This is a genomic window from Polyangium sp. 6x1, assembly GCF_029946515.1.
Taxonomy (GTDB): Bacteria; Myxococcota_A; Polyangia; order Polyangiales; family Polyangiaceae; genus Polyangium.
Genome location: NZ_JARZHH010000053.1, coordinates 31,945 through 45,982, shown reverse-complemented (window position 1 = coordinate 45,982; position 14,038 = coordinate 31,945). Strand labels below are relative to the sequence as shown.

The 14,038-nt window shown below is 70.7% G+C and carries 11 protein-coding genes; 4 read left to right on the top strand and 7 right to left on the bottom strand.

Annotated features, from left to right (window positions below; genetic code table 11):
• Positions 1 to 96: 96 nt before the first annotated feature.
• Complete coding sequence (locus tag QHF85_RS35895) at positions 97 to 1,170, bottom strand: hypothetical protein (RefSeq protein WP_281331910.1); 1,074 nt, start codon at positions 1,168 to 1,170, stop codon at positions 97 to 99.
• Positions 1,167 to 3,884, bottom strand: coding sequence for a protein kinase (locus QHF85_RS35890; RefSeq protein ID WP_281331909.1), 2,718 nt, complete (start codon positions 3,882 to 3,884; stop codon positions 1,167 to 1,169). The genes QHF85_RS35895 and QHF85_RS35890 overlap by 4 nt, the downstream gene beginning before the upstream one ends.
• Before the next feature lie 109 nt (positions 3,885 to 3,993).
• Between QHF85_RS35890 and QHF85_RS35885 the strand changes: the two genes are divergently transcribed.
• Positions 3,994 to 5,379 (top strand): hypothetical protein, encoded by a 1,386-nt coding sequence (locus QHF85_RS35885; RefSeq protein ID WP_281331908.1) that lies wholly within the window; start codon positions 3,994 to 3,996, stop codon positions 5,377 to 5,379.
• 6 nt (positions 5,380 to 5,385) lie between these two features.
• Here QHF85_RS35885 and QHF85_RS35880 read toward each other — a convergent pair whose 3' ends face one another.
• The 4 genes from QHF85_RS35880 to QHF85_RS35865 form a co-directional block, all read right to left on the bottom strand.
• Positions 5,386 to 6,558: a CaiB/BaiF CoA-transferase family protein gene (locus tag QHF85_RS35880; RefSeq protein ID WP_281331907.1), complete on the bottom strand. Its 1,173-nt coding sequence runs from the start codon at positions 6,556 to 6,558 to the stop codon at positions 5,386 to 5,388.
• Between the two features lie 104 nt (positions 6,559 to 6,662).
• Positions 6,663 to 6,992 (bottom strand): SCP2 sterol-binding domain-containing protein, encoded by a 330-nt coding sequence (locus QHF85_RS35875; RefSeq protein WP_281331906.1) that lies wholly within the window; start codon positions 6,990 to 6,992, stop codon positions 6,663 to 6,665.
• Between the two features lie 133 nt (positions 6,993 to 7,125).
• A complete protein-coding gene (locus QHF85_RS35870; protein WP_281331905.1) occupies positions 7,126 to 8,187 on the bottom strand; it encodes an IMP dehydrogenase in 1,062 nt (353 codons plus the stop codon).
• 245 nt (positions 8,188 to 8,432) lie between these two features.
• Positions 8,433 to 10,964, bottom strand: a complete 2,532-nt coding sequence (locus QHF85_RS35865) for a heavy metal translocating P-type ATPase (protein WP_281331904.1) — start codon at positions 10,962 to 10,964, stop codon at positions 8,433 to 8,435.
• A 227-nt stretch (positions 10,965 to 11,191) separates the two neighbouring features.
• Between QHF85_RS35865 and rplC the strand changes: the two genes are divergently transcribed.
• The 3 genes from rplC to QHF85_RS35850 are packed head-to-tail and all read left to right on the top strand — an operon-like array spanning position 11,192 to position 13,043.
• The gene (gene rplC / locus QHF85_RS35860) at positions 11,192 to 11,857 is read left to right on the top strand and encodes a 50S ribosomal protein L3 (protein ID WP_281331903.1); all 666 of its coding nucleotides are present in this window, start codon (positions 11,192 to 11,194) and stop codon (positions 11,855 to 11,857) included.
• A 14-nt stretch (positions 11,858 to 11,871) separates the two neighbouring features.
• Positions 11,872 to 12,483 (top strand): RlmE family RNA methyltransferase, encoded by a 612-nt coding sequence (locus tag QHF85_RS35855; RefSeq protein ID WP_281331902.1) that lies wholly within the window; start codon positions 11,872 to 11,874, stop codon positions 12,481 to 12,483.
• Positions 12,480 to 13,043: a gamma-glutamylcyclotransferase gene (locus QHF85_RS35850; protein ID WP_281331901.1), complete on the top strand. Its 564-nt coding sequence runs from the start codon at positions 12,480 to 12,482 to the stop codon at positions 13,041 to 13,043. The genes QHF85_RS35855 and QHF85_RS35850 overlap by 4 nt, the downstream gene beginning before the upstream one ends.
• On the opposite strand, the gene QHF85_RS35845 is transcribed toward QHF85_RS35850, so the two are convergent.
• Positions 13,025 to 13,957, bottom strand: a complete 933-nt coding sequence (locus tag QHF85_RS35845; protein WP_281331900.1) for a DUF4388 domain-containing protein — start codon at positions 13,955 to 13,957, stop codon at positions 13,025 to 13,027. The genes QHF85_RS35850 and QHF85_RS35845 overlap by 19 nt on opposite strands.
• Positions 13,958 to 14,038: the final 81 nt, after the last annotated feature.

Below are 14,038 nucleotides of genomic sequence, written 5' to 3'. Positions count from 1 at the left end.
CCGGACCCGACCAGGGGCTCTTCGCCCCTGGACCCGAACCAGGGCACTGCCCTGGACCTCTCGTGCATCGACCGCGATGCGGTCGATGCAGAGGGATCAACGTCGCGTTCTCGGGTTGTGCGCGGTGACCATCGCGCGGTAGTCGAGGGCATTCTCGGAGCGCGAGACGGGCGGGCGCAGGTCGGGGAGCATGTGCTCGAGGCTCTGCACCATCGCGCCGAGCTCGCTCGCGGACGCGGCGCGGCCCTGCGTGAGCTCGCGGTACGCGTCGGCGATCGCCGGGATGCCGCGCCCGGAGACGTGGCCGCGGCGCGAGAGGTCGAGGTAGCTGCGGCCGAGCGCAGCGCCGTCGAAGTTGTGGGACGCGACGAGGTCCTGCGCGACGCGCAGCACGGCGCGATCCGGAATGCGGCCGTCCTCGTGCAGGACGAAAGCAGCCTGGAGGTAGTTGTAGAAGGGGACGACGCGCGCGCCGTAGAGGCGGAAGTCCGAAGGCGACGACTGCCGGTCGAGGTGGATCAGGATGCGCTCGACGACAGGGCCCTTCTCGACGTAACCAGCGAAGCGGACGGCGTCGAGGATCGTGTCCTCGTACGCGCCACCCGCGCGCATGATGTCGACGAGCTCGTCGGGTTTGACCTTGCCCTCGCACACGTCGGCGTAGAGCGAGTAGACGAACGCGTCGGCCTCGGCGTCGTCGCCGAGCAAGACCTCGCGCACGAGCTCGCCGCTCTCGTCCCGCACGGAGCCGAGCTCGCAGCGGCGGCGGAGGAGCGAGGGCAGCTTGTAGCCGAGCTGGCCACGCAGCGCGCGGAAGCGCAGGCGCAGGATGTTCTGGAGGTTCGGCTTGAGCGTGAGCGAAGCCCAGCGCGCGCCGTCGAGGCGGAGCTTCTGCTCGATGCGCGAGCGGAGCTGCTCGGGGCTGCCGGAGAGGATGTGGATCTCCACGCCCGCGCGGCCGAGCTCGCGGAGCAGCGCCGCCGCGCCGGGGACCGTGCGCTTCTGATCGGGCCTCTCGATCGCGGTGCGGACGAGGTCGCGCACCGTGTCGAAGTCGGTGCGCAGGTAGGTCTTGTCGAGGTCCCAGCGCGCGACGAAGGAGCGAGCCGCGCCGCGCGACGCGGCCGTTTGGGGCGCGGGGCCCTCGGGGACCACGCGTCGCTCGTTCACCCCGCGGTCCAGTCGGCGCGCATGCGCTCGAGGGAGGCCATGAGATCACTCGATCCGAACGACCGCGCGAGATCGAGCGACTGATGCAAGAAGGTTTGCGCCTCCTTCGCGCGGCCCCGCTCGTACGCGACGAACGCGAGCGCCGCGAGCAGGCGCGCGCGCTCGATGCCACCCGCGGCGAGATCGAGGGCCTCGCGCAGGACGCCGTCGGCGTCGGTGAGCGCGGAGGCGCGAGCGAGCGCCTCGCCGAGCTTGCGGCTGAAGATGATCACGGCCTTCTCGGGCTCGTCGAGCTCGCCACGGAACAGCTCGCGGCGCGCGAGGTCGAGGCCGCGGCGCAGCGCGAGGATGGCGCCCGCGCGATCACCGCGATCGCCCGCGCGATCAGCGACCTGTTCGAGGAGCATGAGCGCCTCGAAGGTGTCCTGCGCGTGGTAGGCGTGGAGCGCGCGGACCTCGAGCGGGAGCGGGAGCGGTTCGCTGTCCGGGCCCACGAGCGCGCGCGCGTGAAGATCGCGGCGCACGGCGACGGGCGTCGTGGCGAGCGCGATCTCGCGGAGGAGCGGGTGCGCCGCGCGGAAGCCGCCGAGCTCCTGCTCGATCATGCCCGACGCGCGGAGGACGGCGAGGAGCGTGCCCGTGTTGCGATCCGAAGGGAGGAGCCGCTCGATGTCCTCCATCTGCGCGTCGTCGCCGAGGACGGAGACGGCCTGCAGGACGCGGCGCGCCTCGGGCGGGAGGCGCTCGATGCGCTGGGCCACGAGATCACCGAGACGCGCGGGCGGATTCGTGCCGCCTTCGGAGGAGAAGCGCAGGATCTGATCGAGGTAGAGCGGCGAGATCGACCGACCGCCGCCTTGCCCGAGGGTCGCGGCGAGCGGCTGGCTCACCATCTGCGAGACGAGGTCGAGCGCGAGACCTTCGAGCACGCGCGTGGCGCCGGCCCAGCCCGGATCGAAGCCGGGCAGGTGCGTCGAGACGACGAGCAGCGGATGGATCGGCGGCTCGACGACGACGTCGGCGAAGGCGTTGCGGCTCGCGCCGTCGACGGCGTGCAGATCGTCGATCGCGAGCAGAACGAGGCGCCCCTCGTTGCTCTCGTGCGCGCGCATGATGGCCCAGCGGAGGGCCTCGGCCGCGGTGAAGCGCCGATCGTCCGGCTGCACGATGCCCGCGGGAGGCTTCGACCACATGTTCACGCTCGGCTGCGGCGCGCTGCGGTCTTGCTTGCCGAAGATCGCCATGAGGCCGGCGCGCGCTTCGGGCGTCGCGCCGCGCCACTCGTGGGGCTCGCCGCCGCCGGGAGGCAACGACGCAAGCGCCACGATCGACTCGCGCAGCACGTGGTAGCCGACGTCGGCCCCCCAGGGATCGGGGCGCGTGAGCACGACGAAGTCGCCGGCGACGGAGGCGAGGTGGATGAACTCCTGGAGCAGACGTGTCTTGCCCGAGCCGCCCTCACCGACGATCCGCGCCGTCGCGAGCGTGCGATCGACGTCGAAGCGGAAGTTGTCGAGCCACTCGAGGTCACGCTCGCGGCCGACGAACGGCAGCGGCAGCTCGGGCAAGCTCGACAGGCGCACGCGCGGCGGCGGCCCTGCCGAGACGGGCGCGATGCGCCGGGGCTGGCTCATGGGCGGCTGGAGCGAGATCCGCGCGCCGCACTCGCCGCAGAACTTCTGGTTGCGCGGCGCCATCGTGCCGCACGATCCGCAGGCCACGCCGGGCTCGTCGACCGAGGGCGGCGGCGCCCCGCGATCGAGCATCACCGCGGCGGAGCGCAGCGCGATCGTGAACTCGTCGGCCGTCTGGTAGCGGCGGCTGACTTCCTTCTCCATCGCGCGCAGCGTCACGTCGACGAGCGGAAGCGGGATGTTGCGCGCCGGCGCGACGTCGAGCGGGTTCGGCGGCGGCACCGTGAGGTGCATCAGCACGACCTGCGTCGGCGACTCGGACTCGAACGGGAGCCGGCCCGTGAGGAGCTGGAAGAGCAGCACGCCGCACGTGTAGAGGTCGCTGCGGCCGTCGATCGGATCGCCGCGCCCCTGCTCGGGCGACATGTAGTCGGGCGTTCCGCAGACGATGCCGGGGCTCGTGATGTGCGTGCTCGGCACCTCGCGCATCTTGGCGAGCCCGAAGTCGACGACCTTCACGAAGTCGCCGCCCGTGCGCATCGGCTCGAGCACCACGTTCTCGGGCTTCAAATCGCGGTGGATGATCCCGAGGTGATGCGCTTCCGCGAGGCCCGCGAGCACCTGGCACATGATGTCGACGATGCGCCGGAACGGCAGCGGCCCTTCCTCGTAGTCGACCCGCGCGAGGTCACGGCCGCGCAGGAACTCCATCACGAGGTAGAGCTGGTTTCCGCTCTTTCCGAAGTCGAAAACGCTGACGATGTTCGGGTGGTTCAGCCGGCTCGCCGCGCGCGCCTCGGTGATGAAACGGACCGACGCGCTCTCGTCGCCGAGCAGGTGCGGGTGGATGATCTTGACGGCGACCGTGCGGCCGAGCGCCTTCTGTTCGGCGCGATAAACGCGGCCCATGCCGCCCACGCCGATGAGCTCGAGGATGACGTAGCCGCCCGGGAGCGTCGTGCCGAGCAGCGGATCCTCGGCGCGTGTTTGCAGCTCCGAGATCGGAAAGCCGCACACGTGACAAAAGCGGTGTGCCGGATCGCACGCCGTGGCGCACTGAGGGCAAAGGACATCCGACACGCGCCGCAAGGTACCACGGTCGGGCCCGAGATTGGGCCGGTTCTGTCAAGCGAACGCGGTCCCCCAACAACTGGTCGGTCTGCGCTGCGATGGGATAACCTGCGGGCCGATGCCAACGCCGCGCCTCCGTCTCGGTCAGCTCCTCGTCGACGCAGGGCTGCTCTCGCAGCAAGACCTCGACGAGGTTCTCGCCCTTCAGAAAACCGACGGGCGACGCCTCGGCACGCTGCTCGTGGAGCGAGGGCACATCAACGAGACCCAGCTCACACAGATCCTCTCGCATCAGCTGAGCGTCCCCTGGGTCTCGCTGCTGCACATCGAGTTCTCGCGGCAGCTCTTGAACCTCGTGCCGCACCACGTGGCCGAGCGCTTTTGCGTGGTGCCGATCTACGTCCGCCACGTGCGCGGGCAGGGCCAGACGCTCTACGTCGCGATGGACGATCCCTCGAACGAGGAAGGCCTGCGCGCGTGCGGAGAGCACTCGGGGCTGCCCGTGAAGGCGATGATCGCGCCGCCGAGCGACATCCGGAACGCGATCCGCGTCTACTACGACGTGCAGGTCGGCGCGCCCGCCGTGCCGCCCGCGCAGAGCCCGTCCGTCGAGCCCGGGCCGATCGTGGAGCGCGACACGACACCCGACGGCACGAGGCCCGAAGCCCTGGCCGAGGCGAGCCTCGCCGCCGTGGAGACGCCTGCCGCGCCCGGCGTAGCGCCGGCGGAAGGTCCGTCGGTCGAGGTCGCGGAGGTCACGGTGAGCTCGTTTGAGCTCCCAGGTTCGGAGCCCGAGCGCTCGCCGCCGAAGCCGCAGCCGAGCGCGGCGCGGAGCGCGCCGAGGACACCGCCTCCGCCGACCACGCAGGACGCCGTCACGCTCGCCGAGGCGGCCGCGCCCGTGCGGGGCAAGATGCCCTCGGCGCCCGACGTGCCGCCGCCGCCGACGCTGCCGGATCCGGGCGCGCAGTCGCCGCAGCTCGAGGAGGTCGCCGCGAGGACGCGTGTGTCGATCGTGGAGGCGCGCCCCCTGCCGCCGCCGTCGGAGCGGCTGCGGCGGGTGCTCGAAATCACGGATGATCCGCAGCCGCCGACGCTCGACGAGGGCGCCCTGCCGCCGAGCTCCGAGCCCGTGGACACGATCCCGGAGCCGCGAGGCCGCGCGCCGCGCATGATCGCGCTGACGCTGCTCGACGGCACGACGATCTCGCTGCCCGCGCCGCGCAAGCAGAAGCAACGCGTGCCCACGCTCGCGCAGCCGGCCGGTGTGCCGCCGGAGGAAGAGCTGCCGCCGTCGACGCTGGGGGCCGAGGACGATCGCGCAGGGCTCACGGCGCGGGATCTCGTGGCGGCGCTGCGCGCGGTCTGCCACGGCGCGGACGCGAAGGAGATCCTGGGACCGAACCTTCGCTGGGAGGCCATCGCGGCCGCGCTCCTGTCGGTGCTGCTGCGCAAGGGGCTCGTCGCCGACTGGGAGTTCGTCGACGAGCTCAAGAAGATCTGATCGGAGCTAGCTGCCCTCGCCGTGCCGGATGACGCCGGCGCTCGCGAGCTCGTCGATCTCGGCGTCGGAGAAGCCGGCCTCGCGGAAGATCGCGCGCGTGTGCTCGCCCGAGCGCGGCGGGGGGGCGAAGGCTGTGTCCTTCGGCGTGACGGGCAGCCGGAATTGCGGGATGTCCCCGCGCGGGCTCGGGAGATCGAAGAAGAGCTCGCGCGCCTTGATGAGCGGATCGTCGCGGAGCTCGTTCGGACGCACCACGGGCTCGAGGCAGCAGTCGTGGCTCGCAGCGATCGCGATCCACTCGTCGCGCGTCTTCTGGGCGAAGGCGTCGCGCACGGCGGCCTTGATCTCGGCCTGGTGCGGCCCCGGCAGGAGCGCCTCCATGCGCGGCTCGATGCCCGCCGCGGCGCAGAACGACATCCAGAACTTCGGCTCCAGCGCGCCGAGCGCGAAGGCCTGTCCGTCCTTCGAGAAATACGTGCCGTAGGGCGCGATCCCGCCGACGAGCGTGTCCGCGCCGCGGGGGCGCGTCTCGCCCGCGAGCGCGGCGCCGATCGTGGCCGTCGCGAAGCCGAGGATGCCGTCCGTCATCGAGATGTCGAGCACGCGCCCCTCGCCCGTGCGATCCCGCTCGGCGAGCGCGGCGAGGATCGCGATGACCGACCACATGCCTCCGCTCACGTCCGCGAGCTGGAAGCCGGGCGGCTGCGGCGGGCCATCCTCGGGCCCTTGCGAGCCGAGCAGGCCGCCGCGCGCGAGGTAGTCGATGTCGTGCCCCGCGCGGTGCTTGAGCGGCCCGTCCTGCCCGTAGCCCGTGAGCGCACAGATGACGAGCTTGGGAAACTTCGCGCGAAGCACGTCGTGGCCGAGGCCGAGGCGATCGAGGACGCCGGGGCGGAACTGCTCGAAGAGCACGTCGTACGAGCCGACGAGCCGCTCGAACGCCGCGCGCCCCTCGGGCCGCTTCAGGTCGAGCAGGGCGCTGCGCTTGCCGCGGTTCAAGAGCTGGAACGCCGCAGACTCGCCGGCGAGCGCGGGCGGCATGTGCCGGAGGTAGTCGCCGCCGGCGAGGTCCTCGATCTTGTCGACGGTCGCGCCGAGATCGGCGAGCACGAGCGTCGCGAAGGGGCCGGGCAAGAGCCGCGAGAGGTCCAGGATCCGTTTGCCGACGAGGGGGCGCATGCGTTTCCTTTGAGGTGAAAAAGTACGTCCTGCGGATGAACGAAGGCCGGCGGCCCTCGGACGGATCCGAGCACGCGCCGGCCTCTTCCCGGGTTCGGGATCGATCAGAGCTCGAAGAGCTTGTTCAGCTTCATCGCGAGCATCTGGTTGCCCTCGAACTTGAGCTTGCCCTGGAAGTAGAGCTGCATGCCGTTCGCCTGCGGGTTCTCGTGGAGCTTCTGGAAGTCCGTCGCGGCGATCTTGATCGTGACGTCGGCGCCACCGGGGTTGCCCGCCTGCGAGCTCGGGGCCGTCAGGTCGAGGAACCACTCGCCGCCGCCCTCGCCGCTGACGACGAACTGGATCTTGCCGCCGATCGCCTTCGCCCCGTCGGGGTTCTTGGCGAGCTTCGCGGGGACTTCTTCGTTGAAGAGCTTCTGAATGTCGACGGCCATGGTGTGCCTCCGGGCGAGCGTTCGCCGACGTCGTCGGCGACTCGGGTTCGATGGTTGCCGGGTGTAGCCGCGAGCGACGGGCCGCGTCAAGCGCCCACGAAGGCAACCGTTTGACGGCAAAAATGCGCTGCCGCTATGCGCGCGCCCGAGAGGGCTGCTGCGAGGCGCGCGGCGCCCTGTCGAGCGCGGAGCGCACGGGCAGCACGAAGAGCCGATCGATCGCGACGCGCGCGTCGCGCGGCGGCGGCTCCTCGGGCGGGGCCTGCATCAGGCGCAGATCCCGCAGGAGGCCGCGATCGAGATCGCCCTCGTCGCCGAACTCGTAAGGCAGGATCGAGGGCAAGAGCGCCACGAGCACGGCCTCGCTCGCGCCCTGCCGGATCGACGTGCCCTGGTACACGGCGACGGCCTGACCGAAGGCTTCCTGGAAGACGAAGGGGCGCCACTCGAGCGGCGCGTCGAGGTCGAAGCGACGCTCGCCCACCACGAGCTCGCGGCCGTCGAGCGTGAGCGGCGCGCCTCGCGCGTCCGAGAGGACGAGGCGCTCGACGCACGAAGGATCGAGCTCCTCGACGGCGAACACGAGCGCCGCGAAATCGGAGGGCAAGAGCTCGAGCGGCGCGCCGTCGGGGCCGAGGGCCTCGAGCGCGGCGTCGTCGCCGACCGCGGTGAACGCGCGATCGAAGAGCGCCCCGAGCGCGCGGCGCGCCGTGCCTTCGAATGTCGATCCCACGTAAAACAGGCCTTCCGGCGAGCTCCACACGGCGACCATTCGATCGCGCTTGGCGCTTGTCACGAGCGTCATGCCGAAGGGCTCGCCGAGGGGCACGACGTTCTGCGGCGGCCCGCTCTCCGGCTGGAAGAAGAGCCCGCGGCCGTCGACGCAGATGCCGCGGGACGCGGCCGTGTCGCTCGAACGCCTGCGCGAGCCGCGCACGAAAAGCACGATCGCCGCCGTCGCCAGCGCGAGCGGCAGGGCCACGCGGACGACGACGTTCTGCACGACCGCGACCACGACGAGCGCGACGAGCAAGAGCGGCAAGGCTCCGTCCCGGGAGGCGGCCCTCGTCGCGACTGCGCCCGGGGTGATCGCCATGAACGAACGTGCGCCTTTTCCAGGTCCGCCCGTCCATCCGTCCGCGAGGTGCGCCGGGGGCATGCCGCGCGTGCGTGGCGCGCCCTCCCGCAGAGACACGCGCGTCCTCGTCGTATCCCTCGGGCTCGCGGCTCCGTTGCGATTGCGCTCGCTTGCCATCGAACCTCCCGGCGGCAGGCGCGTCGCCCCTCGCAGAGCGTAGCACCCCGATTGCGGTACGGGAGGGGGTTCGCGCAGCCCAACCGGCGACGCAAGCCCACGCTCTTTCCAGGACGGAGCGGGCTTTCCCGGCTCGGCCCGCCCTTTTCACGAGAGGGGTCCAACCGAGCGACCGACGCTTTGCGTCAGAGGCGCACGGCGCGCAAGCGCAGCGCGTTCGTGATGACCGAAACGCTGCTCAGGCTCATGGCGGCGCTCGCGATCATGGGGCTCAGCAGCAGGCCGAAGAACGGATACAGCACGCCGGCCGCGAGCGGGACGCCGAGGCCGTTGTAGACGAAGGCGAAGAAAAGGTTCTCGCGGATGTTCCGCATCGTCGCCCGCGAGAGGCGCCGCGCCCGCACGATGCCGCGCAGATCGCCGCGCACGAGCGTGATGCCCGCGCTCTCCATCGCGACGTCCGTGCCCGTGCCCATGGCGATGCCGACCGCGGCGCGCGCGAGGGCCGGCGCGTCGTTGACGCCGTCGCCGGCCATGGCCACGACCTTGCCGCTCTTCGTGAGGCGCTCGACGACGGCGCTCTTCTGATCGGGCAGGACCTCGGCGAAGACCTCGGTGATGCCGAGCTCGCGCGCGACGGCCTCGGCCGTCGTGCGGCTGTCGCCCGTGAGCATGACGATCGAGAGGCCCTCCTCGCGCAGCGCGGAGAGCGCCTCCTTCGCCGAGCTCTTGATGGGATCGGCCACGCCCACGAGGCCGAGGACACGCCCGGCGCGCGCCACGAACACCACGGTTTGTCCACGCGCGCGCAGCGCCTCGGCAAGGGCCGCGTCGCTCGGGATCGCGAGCTCTTCCAGGAGCCGCGTGTTCCCGAGCGTCGCGGGCTCTCCCTCGACGACGCCCGTCACGCCGCGGCCCGTGAGCGATCGGAAGTCCGTGACGTCGACGAGCTCGACGCCTCGCTCCTTCGCGGCTGCGAGGATCGCCGAGGCGAGCGGGTGCTCGCTGCCTCGCTCCAGGCTCGCCGCCACGCGCAGCACGGCCGCTTCGTCCGAGCCTTCGAGCGGCATGATCGAGACCACGGCGGGCTTGCCCTCGGTGAGCGTGCCCGTCTTGTCCACGACGAGCGTGTCCACGCGCTCCAGCGCTTCGAGGGCCTCCGCGTTCTTGACGAGCACGCCCGCCGACGCGCCGCGGCCCGTGCCCACCATGATCGACATCGGCGTCGCGAGGCCGAGCGCGCAGGGGCAAGCGATGATGAGCACCGCGACCGCGTTGAGCAGCGCGTACGCGAGGCGCGGCTCGGGGCCGACGAGCGCCCACACCACGAACGTGAGCACGGCCGCGAGCACGACGGCCGGGACGAACCACGCGCTCACGACATCGACGAGCCGCTGAATCGGCGCGCGCGAGCGTTGCGCCTCGCCGACCATCCGCACGATCTGCGCGAGCAGCGTCCCCTGCCCCACGCGCTCGGCGCGCATCACGAAGCCGCCCGCGCCGTTCACCGTCCCGCCCGTCACGCGATCGCCGGGCTCTTTCTCCACCGGGATCGGCTCGCCCGTGACCATCGACTCATCCACGGAGCTCCGGCCTTCGAGCACGACGCCGTCGACGGGGACGCGCTCGCCCGGCCGCACGCGCAGCCGATCGCCCACGGCGACGACCTCGATCGGCACGTCCTCCTCGACGCCGTCGCGCAGCCGCCGCGCGTTGCGCGGGGCGAGACCGAGCAGCGCGCGGATCGCGCCCGAGGTGCGGCTCCGCGCGCGAAGCTCGAGCACTTGACCGAGCAGCACGAGCGTGACGATCACCGCCGCGGCCTCGAAGTAGACGGGCACCTCGCCGCCGTGCACGCGGAACGACGCGGGGAACATCGAAGGCGCGATCGTGGCCGCGACGCTGTACACGTAGGCCGTCCCCGTGCCGATCGCGATCAGCGTGAACATGTTGAAGCGCCGGGTCACGAGCGAGGTGAAGCCGCGCTCGAAGAACGGCCATCCTCCCCAGAGGACCACGGGCGTCGCGAGCGCGAGCTCGATCCACCGCTGATACGGCAGCGCGTGCGACCACCGCCATCCCGGCATCAGCATCGGCGCCATCGCCAGGACGAGCAGCGGCAGCGAGAGCGCGGCCGAGATCCAGAGCCGACGCGTCATGCTTTCGAGCTCGGGGTTCGGCGGCTCCTCGGCGGAGAGGATCGCCATCGGCTCGAGCGCCATGCCGCAGATCGGGCAAGATCCCGGTTTGTCCTGCCGGACCTCGGGATCCATCGGGCAGGTGTAGATCGTCCCCGCGGGCACCTCGGCCACCGGCGCCGGGGCACGTTCCTCGACCTTCGCCGCGGGCGGCGCCTGAGATGGCTCGGCCTTCGGCGCCAGGAATTTCTCTGGATCCGCCGCGAATTTCTCCCGGCACCGCGGATTGCAGAACCAGTACGTCGCGCCTGCGTGCTCGTGATGGCCGCCCTTCGCTGCCCCGGGCGTCACCATCATCCCGCACACCGGGTCCTTCACCTTGGCGGGCGCGGGCGGTGGTTCATCCGGCTTCGGCGCGAGGTACTTCTCTGGATCTGCTGCGAATTTCTCGCGACACCGCGGATTGCAGAACCAGTACGTCGTGCCTGCGTGCTCGTGATGGCCGCCCTTGGCCGCCCCGGGCGTCACCATCATCCCGCACACCGGATCCTGCACTTTGGCCGGTGCTTGCTCGTTCACCCCACCCTCCATGTTCCCCCCGGCGGGGTTTGCCAACAAAAAACCTTTCCCTTTGGACCTTCCTGGGTAGACTCCCCGCCCCCCGACTCGCCTGGTGCTCGTTCACCCCGGTTTCTGCGCTTCGAACCGGCCTTCGCCAAGCAGGCGAAAGATGCGACGAGGGGCTCGCGGGCAGCCGCGAACACAGCCAAACGAACCCCAGAAGAAGCGCGCATAGAGGCATCGAGATGAACACGAACCTTGGCATCCTCGGCAAGAAGGTCGGGATGACCCAGATCTTCGACGAAAAGGGCGAGGTCCTCCGCTGCACCGTGGTGCAGGCGGGCGGCATCGTGATCGGCAAGCGGACGGTCGAGAAGGACGGCTACAGCGCCCTCATCGTCGGCCTCGGCGAGCGCAAAGAGAAGCACACGAAGAAGCCCTTGCTCGGCTCCTACCGCAAGTCGCAGCAGACGCCGAAGCGCATCGTGCGCGAGCTCCGCATGTCGGCCGAGAACGCCGCGAAGTTCGAGATCGGCCAGAAGATCGGCGTCGATCAGGTGTTCGAGGTCGGCCAGAAGGTCGACGCGCAGGGCACGTCCCGCGGCCGCGGCTTCACCGGCGTCGTTCGCCGCTGGAACTTCGCCGGCGCCGTCCAGACGCACGGTACGCACGAGTATCGCCGTCACGGCGGCTCGATCGGTACGAACATGACCCCCGGCCGCACCCTGCCCGGCCTCAAGATGCCCGGTCACTACGGCGCCGAGACCGTCAGCGCGCTCAACCTCAAGATCGCGAAGCTCATCCCCGAGGAGGACCTCGTCCTCATCGAGGGCGCGGTCCCCGGCGCGAAGAACGGCGTGGTGCTCATCCGCGGCGCCGTGAAGAAGAAGAACGGCGGCAAGAAGGCCTGATCGGCCATCTCCTCGTGAGCTCGAAGGGCAAGAACCCGTACCGGAAGCCCGACACCTTCACCAAAGCGGCGAAGGCGCAAGGGTTTCCGGCGCGGAGTGTCTTCAAGCTCGAGGAGATCGATCGCCGGGTACGTCTCCTGCGACCCGGGCAGCGGGTGCTCGATTTGGGCGCCGCTCCCGGGTCGTGGTCCATGTACGTCGCGCAGAAGATCGGATCGAAGGGGCACCTGCTCGCCGTGGATCTCTCGGAGATCCGGCAAGCCTTCGGCCCCAACGTCACGGTCGTGCGAGGCGACGCGCTCTCGCTCGCAAACGAGGCCCTCGCGCAGTTCGCGCCCTACGACGTGGTGCTGAGCGACATGGCGCCCGCGACGACGGGCAGCAAGGCCTCGGATCAGTGGCGGAGCTACGAGCTCTTCGATCGCGCGGTCTCCGTGGCCGAGGCGCTCGGCGGGCCCGGAAGCAGCTTCGTCGGCAAGCTCTTCATGAGCGAAGAGTTCCAGAAGGCGCGTGAGCGGCTGCGCTCGCTCTACGACGAGGTGCGCGTGATCCGGCCCGAAGGCACGCGCAGCGTGAGCTCCGAGGTCTTCCTCGTGGGGCTCGGCCGGAAACAAGCGACGCCGTGAGCGTGTGGATCTTCGGCTACGGGTCGCTGCTCTGGCGGCCCGGTTTTCCCTACGTCGAAGCGAAGGCCGCGCGCGTCGCGGGTTTGTCGCGGCGACTCGAACAAGGCTCGCCCGATCATCGCGGCACGCCCGAGAGGCTCGGCCGCGTGGCGACGCTCGTCCCCGCGCCCGGGGCGCACGTGGGCGGCCTCGTGTACGCGCTCGCGCCCGCGGAGGCGGACGCGATCCTCGCCGCGATCGACGCGCGCGAGCAGGGCGGATACGACCGCGTCACGGTCCGCGCGGAGCTCCACGGCGACGAGGCTTCCGTGATCGAGGCGATCACGTGGATCGCGCGCCCTGGAAACCCCTGGCACCTCGGGCCTGCGCCCTTCGAGGCGATGGTCGCGGACGTGCTCGAAGCGCGGGGGCCGAGCGGGACGAATGTGGAGTACGTGCTGCGCCTCGCGGAGACGCTCGCGGCGCTCGGCTTCGAGGACGATCACGTCTCCTCGCTGGCCGACGCGGTGCGCGCCGCGCTCGTGGACGTCGGGCCTTCGCGTTACTCGACGCGCACGTAGCCAGACGAGATCAGCTTCAAGAGCGTGCGGCCCGTGTCGAGATCGCTCGCGGTGCTCTTGTCCATGACCACGTGCATCTCGGCGTGGTTCCACACGGCCTGCAGCACGTCGAGCTCCACCGGCGAGAGATCGCGGATGAGCGGCTTCAGCGGGAGCGCGACCGAGAGCTGCGCGTTTTTCCCGGGCAGCTTGTGCTTGATGGCGTTGAGCTCGTCGAGCTGACGCAGCCCCTCCATCAGGAGCTCCTGCACGGACACGTCGATCGGATCCTTCGGCAGGACCTCGTCGGGCGGCTCGAAGTCGAACGTGCCGCTCCCCCACGCGAGGATGCGGTACGCGGCCTTGAGCGAAGGAAGATCGGCGCTGTCGGCGAGCGACGCGTGGACGATCGCGCCCTTCGAGAGGTGGATCTTGCCGACCTCGTCGTCGGTGCGGATCACGAGCAGGCCGGTCTTCTTCGACGAACCGAGGAGCTGCAGGAGATCGGGCAGCGGGATCTCGTCGATCGCGCCCGACATGCTGCGCGTCGGCGAGCGACCCGAGGGCGGCTGCTCGCTGCGCTTGGGGAGGCGGATCCCGGGCGTCGACACCTCGGCGACGACGACCTTCAGGATGTTCGTGCCGATGAGCACGCGGTCGCCTTCCTTCAGCGTCGCGCGCTTGATGCGCTCGCCGTTGACGAAGGTGCCGTTCGTCGAGCCGAGGTCCTCGATCGTGATCGGATCACCGACCGCGATGCGCGCGTGCTTGCGCGAGACCATGTCCTCCACGAGGACCATGTCGAGGTCGCTCGATCGCCCGACGATGATCTCCTTCTTGTCCTCCAGGACGAACTCACCGCCCTGGTATTTGCCGGAGATGAAGCGCAGCGCGAGCCTCCGCGGCGGCGACACCTTGGGCAGTTGGCTTTCCATGCTCGGCCGAAAGATTCGCGGAGGGCGCAGGATACGCCCGCTTCGCCCTTGAAACTTTAGGGTTCGAGGCCTCCGAGGGTC

Coding starts and splice junctions, on each gene's coding strand:
- QHF85_RS35885 (WP_281331908.1), top strand. CDS start 3,994: ATGCCAACGCCGCGCCTCCGTCTCGGTCAGCTCCTCGTCGACGCAGGG.
- QHF85_RS35880 (WP_281331907.1), bottom strand. CDS start 6,558: ATGCGCCCCCTCGTCGGCAAACGGATCCTGGACCTCTCGCGGCTCTTG.
- QHF85_RS35875 (WP_281331906.1), bottom strand. CDS start 6,992: ATGGCCGTCGACATTCAGAAGCTCTTCAACGAAGAAGTCCCCGCGAAG.
- rplC (WP_281331903.1), top strand. CDS start 11,192: ATGAACACGAACCTTGGCATCCTCGGCAAGAAGGTCGGGATGACCCAG.
- QHF85_RS35845 (WP_281331900.1), bottom strand. CDS start 13,957: ATGGAAAGCCAACTGCCCAAGGTGTCGCCGCCGCGGAGGCTCGCGCTG.